11 protein-coding genes are annotated in these 14,930 nt (G+C 56.3%); 9 read left to right on the forward strand and 2 right to left on the reverse strand.

Annotated elements, in window-relative coordinates:
* Positions 1 to 204 precede the first annotated feature (204 nt).
* Positions 205 to 1,434, forward strand: coding sequence for a phosphoglycerate dehydrogenase (gene serA, locus AAC019_RS04235; RefSeq protein ID WP_339897329.1), 1,230 nt, complete (start codon positions 205 to 207; stop codon positions 1,432 to 1,434).
* Positions 1,435 to 1,488: 54 nt separating this feature from the next.
* On the opposite strand, the gene AAC019_RS04240 is transcribed toward serA, so the two are convergent.
* Together AAC019_RS04240 and AAC019_RS04245 are read right to left on the reverse strand one after the other, a co-directional pair.
* Complete coding sequence (locus AAC019_RS04240) at positions 1,489 to 3,318, reverse strand: hypothetical protein (protein ID WP_339897330.1); 1,830 nt, start codon at positions 3,316 to 3,318, stop codon at positions 1,489 to 1,491.
* Positions 3,319 to 3,395: 77 nt separating this feature from the next.
* Positions 3,396 to 4,676: a TonB family protein gene (locus tag AAC019_RS04245; protein ID WP_339897331.1), complete on the reverse strand. Its 1,281-nt coding sequence runs from the start codon at positions 4,674 to 4,676 to the stop codon at positions 3,396 to 3,398.
* A gap of 177 nt (positions 4,677 to 4,853) precedes the next feature.
* On the opposite strand from AAC019_RS04245, the gene AAC019_RS04250 reads away from it, so the two are divergent.
* From AAC019_RS04250 to AAC019_RS04285, 8 genes are all read left to right on the forward strand, one after another.
* Entirely contained in the window at positions 4,854 to 6,869 is a 2,016-nt protein-coding gene (locus tag AAC019_RS04250; RefSeq protein WP_339897332.1) for a protein-disulfide reductase DsbD domain-containing protein, read from the forward strand.
* Positions 6,870 to 6,890: 21 nt separating this feature from the next.
* On the forward strand, positions 6,891 to 7,505 hold the full coding sequence (locus tag AAC019_RS04255) for a thioredoxin family protein (protein ID WP_339897333.1): 615 nt from the start codon (positions 6,891 to 6,893) through the stop codon (positions 7,503 to 7,505).
* Between the two features lie 145 nt (positions 7,506 to 7,650).
* A complete protein-coding gene (locus AAC019_RS04260) occupies positions 7,651 to 8,241 on the forward strand; it encodes a DUF938 domain-containing protein (protein WP_339897334.1) in 591 nt (196 codons plus the stop codon).
* 37 nt (positions 8,242 to 8,278) lie between these two features.
* Positions 8,279 to 8,704, forward strand: a complete 426-nt coding sequence (locus tag AAC019_RS04265) for an MAPEG family protein (protein WP_339897335.1) — start codon at positions 8,279 to 8,281, stop codon at positions 8,702 to 8,704.
* Between the two features lie 130 nt (positions 8,705 to 8,834).
* On the forward strand, positions 8,835 to 11,888 hold the full coding sequence (locus AAC019_RS04270) for a PA14 domain-containing protein (protein ID WP_339897336.1): 3,054 nt from the start codon (positions 8,835 to 8,837) through the stop codon (positions 11,886 to 11,888).
* Positions 11,800 to 12,393: a DUF1080 domain-containing protein gene (locus AAC019_RS04275; protein ID WP_339897337.1), complete on the forward strand. Its 594-nt coding sequence runs from the start codon at positions 11,800 to 11,802 to the stop codon at positions 12,391 to 12,393. The genes AAC019_RS04270 and AAC019_RS04275 overlap by 89 nt, the downstream gene beginning before the upstream one ends.
* Before the next feature lie 95 nt (positions 12,394 to 12,488).
* Positions 12,489 to 13,679, forward strand: coding sequence for a BamA/TamA family outer membrane protein (locus AAC019_RS04280; RefSeq protein WP_339897338.1), 1,191 nt, complete (start codon positions 12,489 to 12,491; stop codon positions 13,677 to 13,679).
* Between the two features lie 198 nt (positions 13,680 to 13,877).
* On the forward strand, positions 13,878 to 14,885 hold the full coding sequence (locus AAC019_RS04285) for a cupin-like domain-containing protein (RefSeq protein WP_339897339.1): 1,008 nt from the start codon (positions 13,878 to 13,880) through the stop codon (positions 14,883 to 14,885).
* Positions 14,886 to 14,930: the final 45 nt, after the last annotated feature.

Genomic DNA, 14,930 nt, shown 5'->3' on the forward strand with positions numbered 1-14,930 from the left:
ACGGTGAACGGTGAACGGTGAACGGTGAACGGTGAACGGTGAACGGTGAACGGTGTATCGTAACCACTGCGGAGCTCAAGCAAATCCGCGTTCAGCCGCCTGCGGAACTATGCTATCATTCGCGGCTCTGACGGCGGCGCCGGCCAGAACAACCTACCCCCACCTTTCATTCTCTGACAACGCGCGAGTTGAGGTCTTTGTTTTATGGGCAAAAAGTCACTGGATAAGAGCAAAATTAAGTTCTTACTGCTGGAGGGCGTGCACCAGTCCGCCGTCGAAACGCTGCATGCGGCAGGCTACGAAAACATCGAATACCTGAAAACCGCCCTGTCAGAAGACGACCTGATCGAGAAGATCAAAGACGCTCACTTTGTTGGCCTGCGCTCGCGCACTCAGCTAACCCGCCGGGTGTTTGACAATGCCCCCAAATTAATCGCCGCCGGCTGCTTTTGCATTGGCACCAATCAGGTGGATTTGCAGGCGGCGCAAGAGCACGGCGTAGCGGTATTTAACGCGCCTTACTCCAACACCCGCTCGGTAGCCGAGCTGGTGATTGCCGAAGCCATCCTGATGATGCGCGGCATCCCCGAGAAAAACATCGTCTGCCACCGCGGCGGCTGGTTAAAATCGGCGGCCGGCTCTTACGAGATTCGCGGCAAAACCCTGGGCCTGATCGGTTACGGCTCGATTGGCAGCCAGACCAGCGTGCTGGCCGAGTCGATGGGCATGAAGGTTAAGTTTTACGATGTGGTAGCCAAGCTACCGCTGGGTAACGCCTCGCAGGTGCGCTCGCTGGACGAGCTGCTGCAAACCGCGGACGTCATCAGCTTGCACGTACCCGAGACCGGCTCGACCAAAAACATGATCGGCGAGCGCGAGCTGGGCCTGATGAAAAAAGGCGCCTACTTAATCAACGCCTCGCGCGGCACCGTTGTGGATATCGACGCGCTGGCCGCGGCGGTAAAAAACAAGCACATCGCCGGTGCGGCGATTGACGTATTCCCGGTAGAGCCAAAAGGCAACGACGACGAGTTTGTCAGCCCGTTGCGCGGGCTGGACAATGTGATTCTTACACCGCACATTGGCGGCTCTACGCAAGAAGCGCAAGAGAACATCGGCGTAGAAGTGGCCGAAAAACTGGTGCGCTACTCGGATAACGGCACCACCATTACCTCGGTTAACTTCCCCGAGGTGGCGCTGCCCGAGCATCCGGACGCCCACCGCTTGTTGCACGTACACGCCAATGTGCCCGGCGTGTTATCGGCTATTAACAAAGTGTTCTCGGATAACGACATTAATATTTCGTCGCAGTACCTGCAAACCAACGATAAAGTGGGTTATGTGGTATTGGATGTACACTCGCCCTATAGCGAAACCGCGTTAGAGCAACTGCGCAATATTGAAGGCACGATTCGCTGCCGCGTACTGTTTTAAGATAAACCCGGCGCTGGTAAGTGTTTACGTTTACCAGCGCCGGGTTTGCACGCACTATTGTTTCTCTAAAGCATCCAGCGCGTTCGACAACCGGGTAAACTCGTTGTCGATTACCGAGCCCGCCTCGTGCAATAACGCAAAGCGCTGCTGCGCCTCGGCAATCACATTGCTAAACACCTCGCGCATTTCATCGTCCGTATCCAGCCCCAACAATAACTCGTCCAGCTCGGTTAACAGCGAGGCCGCAATCCGTTTTACCTCTTCGGTTTGATACGCGTACTGGATATCGATATTGGTTATGCCAGCGCGAATGGCTTGCTCCAGTGTCAGCACCTGCCGGTGGTGATGTTGCAACTGTTGACTAAAGCCGTGCTGCTCTAACTGCAACAGTATCAGCGAGTGCATCACATCCAGCAGACATGTGAGTTCTTTAAAATCAATATCGGCCAGTGCCGCTTCGGGCACAAACAGCTGCAAGCATCGCCGGGAAAAAAACAACCCCTCGGCACTGTGCTCTTGCAAGCTTACATCGGCGATATCCATTAGCCGTTGCCGCAAGGTGTTGTTATCCAGATTAGCCGAGCCGCCAAACGCTGTCTCCTGGGCAAAGGATACGGCCGCGACATAGGGTAAATTTAGCTGCACCAGAGTATCGGCCAGCAGGGCAATAATCTCGTCCGGGCTGTGCTTTTCCTGCACCGCCACCGAAAATGCCAACAGTGTTTCGGCCAGTGTATTATCGGGTAATACCGGGGTGACCGGCGGCGGTGGGGGCTCTGGGGTGGGTGGCGTTTGCTCAAGCAAACCCTGCAAATAAGCCACTTCGCTCTCGAGAGTTGCGATGCATCCTTCGCACTCGTGCAACATGCGCTCTAGGGCGTCGGTCTGGCCTTTTTTATCGTGCTCATCATTGTCTAGGGAATGCTGCAGCTCACTTAACTCGCGGTGCAAATTAGCAATGGTGTTGCGCTGGCGATGATTATTGCTGCGCAGGCTGTCAATAACGGTCAGCTTATCCAGCTCGGCGTCATGATGCAGCGATTTATGCAGCTGCTCTAGCGTTTGATCGACATGTTGTACGCCCTCTTGCAACGCCCCTACCTGTTGATGCACGCCGTCGCGCTCGCGGTAAATAGGCTCGTGCGGGTCGCTGTTGATATGGCTGTGCATAGTATCCACTACCTGGCGCTGCTCGTGGTTAGCGTGGCTTAGACGTTGCGCGTTATCGCGCGCTTTTGCGCCGGCCTCGTCTGGCGCATCTGGTTTGGCTTTATCGGCCACAAGCGCCCGATATTTTTGGTAATACTGCCGCAGTTTTTTTAGCTCTTCATCATAGCGCTGGTTTTGCCCGCGCAGCTCGGCGTTATCTTGCTCGACATGCTGTAGGGTTTTCATGCGCTCGCGCAGCAGCGAAACTTTATCGGGCTCGTGGGCTTCAATTGCACCGGTACTGCTCGCTATGTCAGCGACGATTTTCGCCAGCGCTTTTTCCAGTGTTTGCCAACGCTCGTGCTCGGTGTGTTGTTGCTCGGCCTGACGCTCGGCCTGTAGGTAGTGATAACGGATCGAGGCGATCCGCGCACTAAACGGGTCGTCGGCGGCATAGTCGCCTAAGGTTTTTTCACTAAAGCTTTGGTAGCGAGTAAGGGATTCAGCCTCAAGCGCAGGCCAATCGATACGCTTAACGGGCTCAGCGCGATCGGCACCCTCAGGGTGGGGCTCGGTATGCTCATCGGACTGGTGCTTTAAACTGGCGTAGACGCTCAGCAGCCGCCGGTAACGCTGGCGAACCCGCCATAGCATCAGCCCCAACAAAGCCGCAATCAGCAAACTAACGGCCAGGAGCTGCGCCAATATAAGCACTAGCGTGCCGCTATTAGCCATAAACCACTCAGAAGTTATTATTGGTTCTGAGAGTATAGCCCTACCGCCGGCTTACGTCATAGTTCAGTCAAACCGGGCTACGAGCGCTCCAGCATAAAGGTAATAGGAAACACAAACTCAAAGTGCTCGGCCGCTACCCCTTCGGGGATCGCCGGATAAGGCGCGGCTTTATCGATCGCGCGGCGCACGGCATCGTCGAGCTGCTTAAACCCCGACTCCAGCAACGGCTGCACCTCCAACACCTCGCCGGCGCGGTCAATCACCACCGCCATACGCACACTGCCGGTCTGCTCTAATTTCATGGCGCGGCGCGGGTACTTAATCTCGGCGTGAGTCAGTGTGACTAATTGCGAGGTGTAATCCTGCAACAGGCCGAGCGATTCGGCCGAGAAGTCCGGCAGATCTTCCTCCGGCTCGGCCACACCGGCCGCTGCTATCGCCGCAGGCGCGGGCGAGGATGGCGCTGCGCTCGAGCTGGCAACCGCGGCGGGCGCTTGTGTTGCGGCGGCGGGGCTACTAACGGCCTCCGGCTCCGGGGCGCGGCTGCTAGCGGCCTGCTCTGCCACCTTTGTACTCGCGCCCAGCTCAGGTCTGGGCAGCGTCACCGCCGCCACCGCGGGCGCGGGCACGACCGCCACGCTGGCCTGACGCTCTGCCACCGTGGCGGAAGTCGTGTTAGCGGCGTCGCTGCTATTAGATGCCACCGGCGCCTTGCTGGCAGCCGACGAAGGCGCGGCCACTTTAGGGGCGGGATTTTGCCACTGGGCGACTAAACCCAAACGCTCATCCGCCGGAGTTATCTGCCCGTAGCGCGCAATATCACCCGCCGCCGAGTCGCCCAGTAGTGCGCTTTTAAATTCACGGCTAGGCGGCACCGAACCAATCCAGGTCACCAGCAACATATTAAAAAAATTGCCGTCGTCCAGGCTGATTAGGCGCTGCCGATTAAGGTAAACGTTCACACCACTGCCATCTGTGCGCTCGCTAATCGAGAGAATATCGCCGCGCCGTAAGCTGCCTTTAAAGGCGTTAAAAAAACTGGCCAGCGACTCGCCACTGGCGCGCTGGGCGGTAGCGGGGTTGTTAATGGCGATACTCTGTAAAAACATCCGCGACAGTTTTCCCGCCGTCATATGATCGGCGACAAAACGAATTTCCATTTGCCGCGAACCTCGCAGGCTAAGCGCTTGCTGCGCATTGCTGACGGGCTCGGGTAAATACAAGCCGGCCAGAAACAGCTCTCGCTGTAATTCGATGTAAGGCGCAATACCATCGGGAGCAGCCAATGCCCGCTGCACTGGCAACAACATCATCAGTATCGCAATCATCGCACTACAACAAAATACGGTGCGTTTCATACCTTTCCCCATTGTCGGCTGGTAAAGTAAACAGCGCCCGCTCAAACGCTTACCAAGTAGCTTTGAGGGGCGGAATATTGTTGTGATTATTAGCGGTAGGGTATCGTGCGTGATAGCTGTTATCGTTTTATGACAGCACAGGTTTTATAACTAAATTAATTTTATTTGAGGTGACCCATGAAACCTGCGGTGCTCGCGCAACCTTTTATTTTTTTAGCGTTGCTGTTTGCTTTGGCATTGCCCGCGCAGGCGGGCACCATCGCCTCGGGCGACCATGTAAATGTGCGCTTAATCACCCCCAGCCAATTTGCCGCCGGGCAAACCGCTACCGTAGGCTTTTACTTTGAGGTGGACCCGCAGTGGCATGTGTACTGGCAAAACGCCGGCGACTCGGGCGCCGCACCGCGCTTTGACATAACCGCCACGGGCGCCACTGCCGGTGATATTCAGTGGCCCTACCCCGCCCGCCTACCCATCGAGCACTTAACCAACCTCGGCTACGAGGGCAATGTCGCCTATTTATTTGAGCTAACGCCCGAGCCGGGAAGCACATCGATTGCACTCGACATAAACCTCGAGTGGTTAGTGTGCAAAATCGACTGTATCCCCGGCTTTGGGCAAATGAGCGGCCAGTGGCCGGTTGCCGACACCGCCGGGTGGAACAAAAGTGATAAAGCGTTGCTCGATACCTTTGCCGCACGGGTGCCACAAGGTGCGGCCGGCAGCCCGTGGCAAGCGACCGCACTGAGTGCAGACACAGATGGCAGCGCCTCGCTCACGCTAAACGGCAGCGGGCCCGCCCCCGAGGTATTCCCCATCAACGGCGACTGGCTGATCGCCCAGGCGCCCAAGGCCACTGCGACCGACTCCGGCTACCAGTTTCGCTTTACGACTCAGCCCGGTGTAAGTGCACCGGCCAGCGCCGGGTTTGTCATCGCGCAACAGGGGCGCGCCTGGCAATTTGACTCCGTGGCACTTGGCAATAATGCAACAGCCGACGCACCCACAACCGCTACCACCGCACTGTGGCTGCTGTTAGTGGCGGCCTTTGCCGGCGGTGTGATTCTCAATTTAATGCCCTGCGTATTTCCGGTGCTTTCTATTAAGATTTTTAGCTTGCTGCAACCGGGGGTCACCCGCCGCGAGCGCCTTGGCGAAGGTTTGCTATACAGCGCCGGGGTACTGACGACCTTTGCTCTGCTGGGCGGGTTATTGCTGGCGCTGCGCGCCGGCGGCAGCGCTATTGGCTGGGGGTTTCAGTTGCAGTCGGCACCGGTGGTACTGGCGCTGGCGGTGCTGTTTTGGCTTATGGCGCTATCGTTTAGCGGGGTCTTTGAGTTTGGTCACAAATTGATGAACCTGGCCGGCGGCGCCCGCGGCGGCGCCTTTGCCACCGGGATACTGGCGGTGTTTGTCGCCGCGCCCTGCACCGGCCCCTTTATGGGTGCCGCCCTGGGGGCGGCCGCGGTATTACCTGCGGTATCGGCGCTGGCGATTTTTATCGGCTTAGGGGCGGGCTTAGCCGCGCCATTTTTACTGTTAAGCGCGTCGCCGGCGCTGCTTAAGCGCCTGCCCAAACCCGGCCCCTGGATGGACACCCTGCGCCAATTTTTTGCCTTTCCTTTATACGCTACGGTTATCTGGCTGCTGTGGGTGTTGGGCAAACTGGTGGGCGATATCGGCTGGGTACTGGGTTGCTCGTTACTGCTGGCACTGGCGTTCGCGCTGTGGCTGGCACACGGGGCGGGGCGCCTACGTACCGCGCTCGCCGTGGCGATCGCTCTTAGCGCAATCACCATAAGCGGCGCCGCCTTAATACGCGCCGAAGCACCTACCCCCCAAGCGGGCAACACGTTGTGGCAAAGCTACGATAAAACCGCCATAGCCGAGGCCCGCGCCGCCGGCCGCGCCGTGTTTATCGACTACACCGCCGCCTGGTGCATTACCTGTCAGGTGAATAAAAAGCTGGTGTTAGATACCGATCACACCCGTGAATTATTTACGCGGCATAATGTACTGGCGATACGCGCCGACTGGACCCGTTTTGACCCGGCAATAACCGAAGCACTTGAAGCGCTGGGGCGCAACTCACTGCCGGTTTACGCCTGGTACCCGGCGGGCAGCCGACAGGCGCAGCTCTTGCCGCAGCTATTGCAAGAGCGCATGATAAGCGAACTGTTTGATAGCGAATAACCCAACTATTGGAGATCCGAGATGAACGTCCGCAACCCGATCCGCCCGTTGTTATTTGCCGCCGCCCTGGCTGTGCCAAGCTTAAGCTTTGCCGTGGCCACCCCCGGCGAATCCGCCCCGGCCTTTTCCGAGGTGGACGCCTCCGGCGAGATGCACTCACTGACCGACTATGAAGGTGAGTGGCTAGTGCTCGAGTGGTTTAACAAAGATTGCCCCTATGTGCGCAAGCACTACGGCAGCGGCAATATGCAGGCGCTGCAAAAAAAGTACACCGACCAAGGCGTTAACTGGTTAACAGTGATTTCGTCTGCCGAGGGCAAGCAAGGTTATCTCGGCCCGGTTGAAGCCAAAGCCGAAGCCGAGAGCCACAACCTAAACGCCAGCAGCGCGTTTGTGCTAGACCCAGACGGCAACATGGGCCGCGACTATGGCGCCAAGACCACGCCACATATGTTTGTCATTAACCCCGAGGGCGATGTGGTCTACGCCGGCGCCATCGACGATAACGACTCCGCCAACCCGGCGGTCATCCCCGACTCGCACAACTACTTAGCCGCCGCACTGGACTCGGCCATGGCCGGCGAGCCAGTGGCTGAACCTGCCACCCGCGCCTATGGGTGTAGTGTTAAGTATTAAAGGTCGGAGGACGGTTTAAGGGGGACGGGGAACGGAAAATTTCTCGCCCCCGTACTCCATTCCCCGTCCACCGTTACCCGCTAGTCCTTTTAATGCAGCGCCAAAAACCTAGCCACCACTATCACTCTCAACCAACGATCTTTCTATGTCCTTACCCTTTTCCCAAGCGTGCGAAAACAACAAACAACCCATTCTTACCATTTTGCAAAATGTGCTTTCAGATCGCACCCGGGTGCTGGAAGTGGGCTCGGGCACCGGCCAACACGCGGTGCATTTTGCCCCCGCTTTGCCGCATCTAATTTGGCAAACCAGCGATCTGGAACATAATCACGCGGGCATCAATAGCTGGATCGATTCGCAGCCAAGCGACAATCTACACCGGCCGGTGATTTTTGATTTGTCGGAACCCAGCTGGCCGGGCGAGTTCGACGCCCTGTACTCGGCTAACACCGCTCATATTGTCAGCTGGCCGCTGGTGCAAAATTTGTTTCACGAGGTGGGCCGGCACTTACCCACCGAAGGCGTGTTTGCCCTGTATGGCCCATTTAATTACAGCGGCCAATTCACCAGCGAGAGCAATGCCGCGTTTGACCAAATGCTGCGCCAGCGCGACCCGGGCAGCGGTATTCGCGCTATAGAAGATTTAATCGAACTGGCCCAGAGCAATCATCTACACTTACAGGACGATCACGGGATGCCCGCCAACAACCGGTTGCTGATCTGGCGTAAGCTCTGACACGAATAAACTCTTTTACTCACAAAAGGATACCGCTATGCCGTTGGATTACACTTTCACTTATCTTTGGGTTTACGTCGCCCTGATTACCTTGTTGGTACAGGCAACCGTTGCCGCCATGAGCAAGGCCAAGCAACCGGGTGCCATACCGGGCAAGATGGATGAACACCTCTCCCACGACTCGTTTGTGTTTCGCGCCAATCGCACCTTTATGAACTCGCTGGAGAACTTTCCGCTGTTTATCGGCAGTGTGTTTCTCGCGGTGTTTAGCGGTACCAACCCGCGCTGGATTGGCATTTTGGTGATGGTTTACGCCCTGGCACGAATTGTCCACATGGTGCTTTACTACGCCATCGCCACCGAGAAAAACCCCAGCCCGCGCAGTTACTTTTACGGTATTGCGCTGTTTGCGCAAATCGGCATTCTGGTGCTGATTGGCATTAATCTCCTGGGCCGTCTGTAAGGAAGCGTTAAAACCCGTTTAGTTTACGGTTATGAAAACGTATTCAACCGCCGCGGCGCCTTTCGCCGTGGCACACTTCCGCACAGAGAAATCCTATACCGATAATAACGAGCACACTGCGGAGGCCGCTATGCCGACTTTATTCAACTGCCACCCATCACTACTACTGGTAAGCAGCGCGCTGGTGTTAACCGCCTGCAGCCCCGACGCCCCCACCCAAACCACCGCGAGCACAGATCTTAGCGGCCCGATGCCGGCGTTTCGTTCGGTACTGGACGGCAAGCCCCGCGTACTCACCGTCCGGCTAGACGATGAGCTGAGCGTTGCCTACGACACCGACGGTGGCGAGCTGTATAAAGTGTGGGATGGCCGCGTAGAGTTTTCGGGCGCCGTGTACGATCAAAAACACGGGCCGCAGCCGACGACACCGCCGCGCAACTATCTGTTAAACGGCGCAAGCCACTGGGCGGACGGCATCGATTATCAGGGTTACCGGCTAAATGGTGACAGCGCCCAACTGCGCTTTGGCAATGGTGATATCACCATTACCGAAACCCCGAGTCACGCCCTATCGGCCGAGGGGGTAATACTCACTCGCACGTTCGAGGTAAACGGCCTTAGTGGTGAGCAACAAGCGACGTTAGCCGGTTTAGCCTTACCGCAAAGCTTTGACGTGAAAGGCGATGGCGCTATCGAGGGCGACACGTTACACCTGAGCAACGGCACCACCATACTGACACTCTCTTACCCGCCATTGCCAGCGGCCACCGCAGAGCCTGAGCCCGCCACCCAAAGCGACGAACACCCGGGGCTGGCACTCATAAAAAACAGCGATTGCGCCGCGTGCCATAACGCCGAGGTAAAAACGGTTGGGCCATCGTACGTTAGCATCGCTACGCGCTACGCCAATGAGAACGACGCCGTTGCCGCACTGAGCGAAAAAATTATTGTCGGCGGCGCGGGTAACTGGGGCCAAGTGCCCATGACGCCCCACGCCAGTTTAAGCAAGCAAGATGCGGCGCAAATGGTCGAGTATATTCTCGCGCTTAAACCTAAAACAGAAGAGGCTGATAGCGGCGCCGGCCCAATGGCCCTGCCAGCCGTGCCGGTTAATTTAAAAGACGAAACACCACTACTGGACGAGAACACCCCGGGCGCGCTGGTGTATTTACATTATTTTAGCGGCGACCAACCCAACGTTGAGGTACTGCGCACCACACCACCGGCGCTGGGGGCGCACACCCCGCAATTGCACTTGCCCGATATCGACGGGTTTGAGCCCATCAAAGAGCGCTTTGCGTATCAGGTAAAAACCAATTTAAACCTTACCGAGCCACTTAACACCACTTTGCGTTTGGTAAGCGATGACGGCTCGTATTTGTATTTAGACGGTAAGCTCGCCATTGATCACTGGGGGTTTCACGGCCCCGACCCGATGGACACCGAGGTCTCACTCGCGCCCGGTATTCACCCGCTAGAGATTATATTTTTTCAGGGCACCTCGGGCGCGGCGTTATCGCTACAGTGGAAAAACCCGACCTCGGGCGAATTTGAGCTAGTGCCCGAGAGCATGTTACTGGCAACCCCAAATGATGTGCGCACCGTTAAACCGGTGATTACCGACCCGGATATTATTAAAACCATTCCCGGTGATCAGCACGAAGTTGCCGGTGTTCACCCCTCGTTCGATTTACACCAAGCGCGGCCCAAAGCGTTTGAACCCATGGTGGGTGGCATCGACTTTTTAGACGATGGCCGTATGGTGGTATCAACGTGGGATCCGCAAGGCTCGGTGTATTTAGTGTCTAACTTCAACGCGCCGCCCGAGCAAATAACGGTTAAACGCATCGCCCGCGGCCTGGCCGAGCCGCTTGGTGTACAAGTGGTCGATGGCGACATTTACGTGATGCAAAAACAAGAGCTCACCCGCCTGGTCGACGTCAACGGTGATGACATTATCGATGAGTACCAAAAGGTCGCTAACGACTGGGCCGTGACCGGCAACTTTCACGAGTTTAGCTTTGGGCTGGAGTACTTAGACGGCTATTTTTACGCAACGCTTGCCACCGCGATTTTACCCGGCGGCGCCAGTGCCGACCCGCAAGCCGCCAACCGTGGCAGCGCCATGAAGATCAGTAAAGCCGACGGTACGGTAGAGTTTGTCGCCAACGGTTTACGCACCCCCAACGGTATCGGTTTTGGCACCGATAACAAGCTATTTATTGCCGACAACCAAGGCGACTGGCTACCGGCCAGTAAAATTGTCGAGCTTACCGAGGGCGCGTGGTACGGCTCGCGCTCGGTCGACTTTGCAGGCACCGCCAACTTGCAAGAAACCTTGCCGGTAGTGTGGCTGCCGCAAGATGAGATTGGTAACTCCCCGAGCGAACCGGCACCTCTGAATGTTGGCCCCTACCAAAACCAAATGATTCACGGCGAAGTCACCCACGGTGGTATCAAGCGTGTTTTTGCCGAGCGGGTGAACGGCCGGTTACAGGGCGCCGTGTTTCGTTTTACGCAAGGCTTAGAAGCCGGCATTAACCGTTTAGATTGGGCACCCGATGGCTCGCTGATTGCCGGCGGCGTGGGCAACCCCGGTAACTGGAGTCACGCGGGTAAAAACTGGTATGGCTTGCAGCGCTTAAGTTACAACGGCAACACCACCTTTGAAATGCTCAGCGTCAGTGCGCGCAGCGATGGTTTTGAAATTACCTTTACCGAGCCGCTAAAAGCCGGGCAAAACGTCACCGCCGATGACTTTGAGATCATTCAGTGGCGCTATGAACCCACGGCCGAATACGGCGGCCCCAAATTAGATAAAGGCCCACTAGAGGTGCAGGCGTTTGCGCTGTCCGACGATCGCACCCGCGCGCAATTTAAACTGGCCGGATTAAAACAAAATCACCTGGTGTATTTTCGTATTAAGCGCCCATTTAGCAGCGCCAGCGACCGAGAGTTGTGGACCACCGAGGCCTGGTACACCTTAAATGCCATACCCGCAAACAAACCGGTTGATATCAATAGCGACTATCGCGTTAACCACAACCAACTCACCAAGCAAGAACACGCCGACGGTTGGCAAAACCCTAAACGGCTTGCGCAACTACAACAGCGACACACTAGGCGAGCGCTGGGTAGTCGACGACGGCACACTGCACTTAACCGGCCGCACCCCGGACGATAAAGGCTGGACAACCCCCGGAGGCGGCGATGTCGTGATCAGCCCAGAGCCGGTGACAAGCTTTGAGTTGCGCCTGGAATGGAAGCTGGCCAACGATGGCAACAGTGGCATACTCTACAACGTCAAAGAAAAACCCGAGCTAGAACACGCCTACCAGAGTGGCCCCGAATACCAGTTGCTGGACAACCCCGGCCACCCGGACGGCAAAATTGAAAAACACCGCGCTGGCGATTTGTACGATTTGATAAAATCAAAATTCGTCACGGTACTGCCCGCCGGGCAATGGAACCGCACCCGTCTGGTGGTGAATAACGGTAAAATCGAGCACTGGCTAAACGGCTACAAGCTTGTAGAAACGGATATGGCCTCGCCCCAGTGGCAGCAGCTTATTAACAACAGCAAGTTCGCCGACTGGAGCGATTTTGCCAAAACCTCCGGCGGCCACATTCTGCTGCAGGATCACGGCGATAAAGTGTGGTTTCGCAACATTAAAATGCGCAACCTTTAATACCCGCCCAGCCCCGGATATTGTCCGGGGCCATTACTACCCTTATAGGCTTTTATCAGCTAACCTTAGTGGTCAGTGCTGCACAAGGATAGATTATGAAGCCTCTGACGTTACTTAAAGCCGCCCCTCTCACTCTGGCGTTTGCCGCCGCCCACAGTTTTGCCATCAGCGAAGACTTTATCGATCCCGAAGACGGCATGCTCGATGCCAGCCAGTTTTTAAGCCAACATATGCTCGGCTTTTTACCCGTGCCGGTGATTATTACCGAGCCCGCGACCGGCAATGGCTTAGGGGTCATGGGGGTATTTTTTCACGAGTCCGACGAGCAAAAAGAGGGCGCCAAGACCACCGGCGTAGTACCCGAGAATATTAGTATTCTCGGCGCGGCCGCCACCGAAAACGGCACCAAATTTGGCGGCGCGGGCCACATTGGTTTTTGGCGGGGCGATACGATCCGCTACAAAGGCGGTATCGCCTACCCGGACATTAACCTGGATTTTTACCGTATTGCTAATGTGGATTTACAAAATCCCGTCGAGTTAAACATTAGCGGCCCCGCCATGCTGCAAAAGCTGACCTTCCGCTTAGGCGGCAGCAAATGGTTTGCCGGCGTTTACCAAACCTATCAGCACATGGAGACTAAACTCGCCAACAATATCGACATCGGGCTATTGCCCAACGATGAGCTAAACGACAAAGTCGAAAATTTTTTGCAAAACCGGCTGGACGTTAGCGAGGACACCTCGGGGCTGGGGCTGGTTCTTGAGTACGACTCGCGCGACAACCCCATGAACCCCGAGGCGGGTTATAACTACCGCGCCCGGGCGGTACAGTTTGATGATGCCATTGGCAGTGATTTAAATTACACCCAGTACCAGTTTACCGGCTTAAATTATTGGCGCTTAAGCGATAAAGTTAACCTTGCTCTGCGCCTTGATTACCAAAGTGTCGAGCCCGCCGGCGGTGAAACCCTACCGCCCTACGCTCTGCCGGGTTTGCGTATGCGCGGCATACCCGCGGCCCGCTACCAAAACAATCAGGCTTTTATTAGCGAGCTGGAAGCCACCTATAAACTAACGCCACGCTGGCACCTTAAAGGCTTTGGTGGCGCCGGCTTTGTCGCCGAAAACTGGAGTGAGCTGACCGGCGATGCCGACAATGTCGAGAGCTACGGCACCGGTTTTCGTTACCTGATTGCGCGGCGCTACGGCTTTACCATGGGCGTGGATGTCGCCTGGGGGCCAGAAGAGTCGGCATGGTACATTCAGGCCGGCTCCAGCTGGTAGTAAGGCTTAGCCAATCGCGCAGACTAGTACGATTGGCTAACGCTTAGCATCACAAATTACCTCTATTGATAACGCCACTTATAACGCTACTTATAACGCCACCCCAAAAGCCCGACGTTATAGAAACGTAAAGCACCCTTGGCAGCACTGGCCGATCCCCCTACACTCGGCAGCTCAATACCTTAACCCGCTGCTGCTATGTCCAACTCGCTAAACCCCGTACGCGAATGCCACACGGTCGACTCTGACATCTTCGATAACGACATCGTCCCCGCAGGCCAGCCCGTGATTATGCGCGCTCTGGTAAAACACTGGCCAGCGGTAGCGGCCGGTTTACGCTCTCGCAGTGATTTATTTGCCTACCTCGGCCAATACGCCACCGACGAGCCGGTTAAGCTATTTTTAGGGCCGCCAGACATTGCGGGGCGGTTTTTTTATAATCAAAGCATGAGCGGCTTTAACTTTGAGCACAGAAAAGGCGCTTTTCGTTCTATATTGGCCCGGCTCGAGAAGATGCAAGACACTCCTAAGCCTGCCGCCATTTACATGGGCGCGACGAAAATAGCAGGGGCCTTACCGGGGTTTGACACAGATAATACCCTGAGCTTGGTGGATAAAACGGTACAGCCCAATATTTGGATTGGCAACGCCGTTAATATTCCGGCCCATTTCGACACCTCAGAAAACATTGCCTGCTCTGTGGCCGGACGCCGACGCTTTACGTTGTTTCCGCCTAATCAGATTAAAAACCTCTATGTCGGGCCTATCGATCACACCCCGGCGGGCCAACCCATCAGCTTAGCCTCTTTACAAGCCCCGGACTTTGAGCGCCACCCACGTTATAAAGAAGCCTTAAAACACGCCTTGGTGGCCGATTTGGAGCCCGGCGATGCGCTCTATATTCCGCCCCTGTGGTGGCACAATGTGGAATCCTTCGACAGCGTAAATATTCTCGTCAACTATTGGTGGGAGCATTTAACCGAGCTTACCGGCTCCCCCATGCACGCGTTAGTGCACGCCATATTAACCATTGGCCACTTACCGCCGGTGCAGCGCCGCGCCTGGCAAGATTACTTTGAGCACTATGTCTTTAGCGAGGACAACCCCGCCGAGCATATCCCGCTTGAGCGGCGCGGTGCACTTAGCCCGCTCAGCCCCAAGCTGGCGCGTTACCTGCAGAATTACCTAAAGCAAGTGGGCCTCTAAGCGCCAGCGCAACCCGGCGCCCGCAAGACTTGCGGCCGACCTTGA

Origin of the sequence: uncultured Gilvimarinus sp., from assembly GCF_963975215.1 — a bacterium.
Lineage (GTDB): Bacteria > Pseudomonadota > Gammaproteobacteria > Pseudomonadales > Cellvibrionaceae > Gilvimarinus.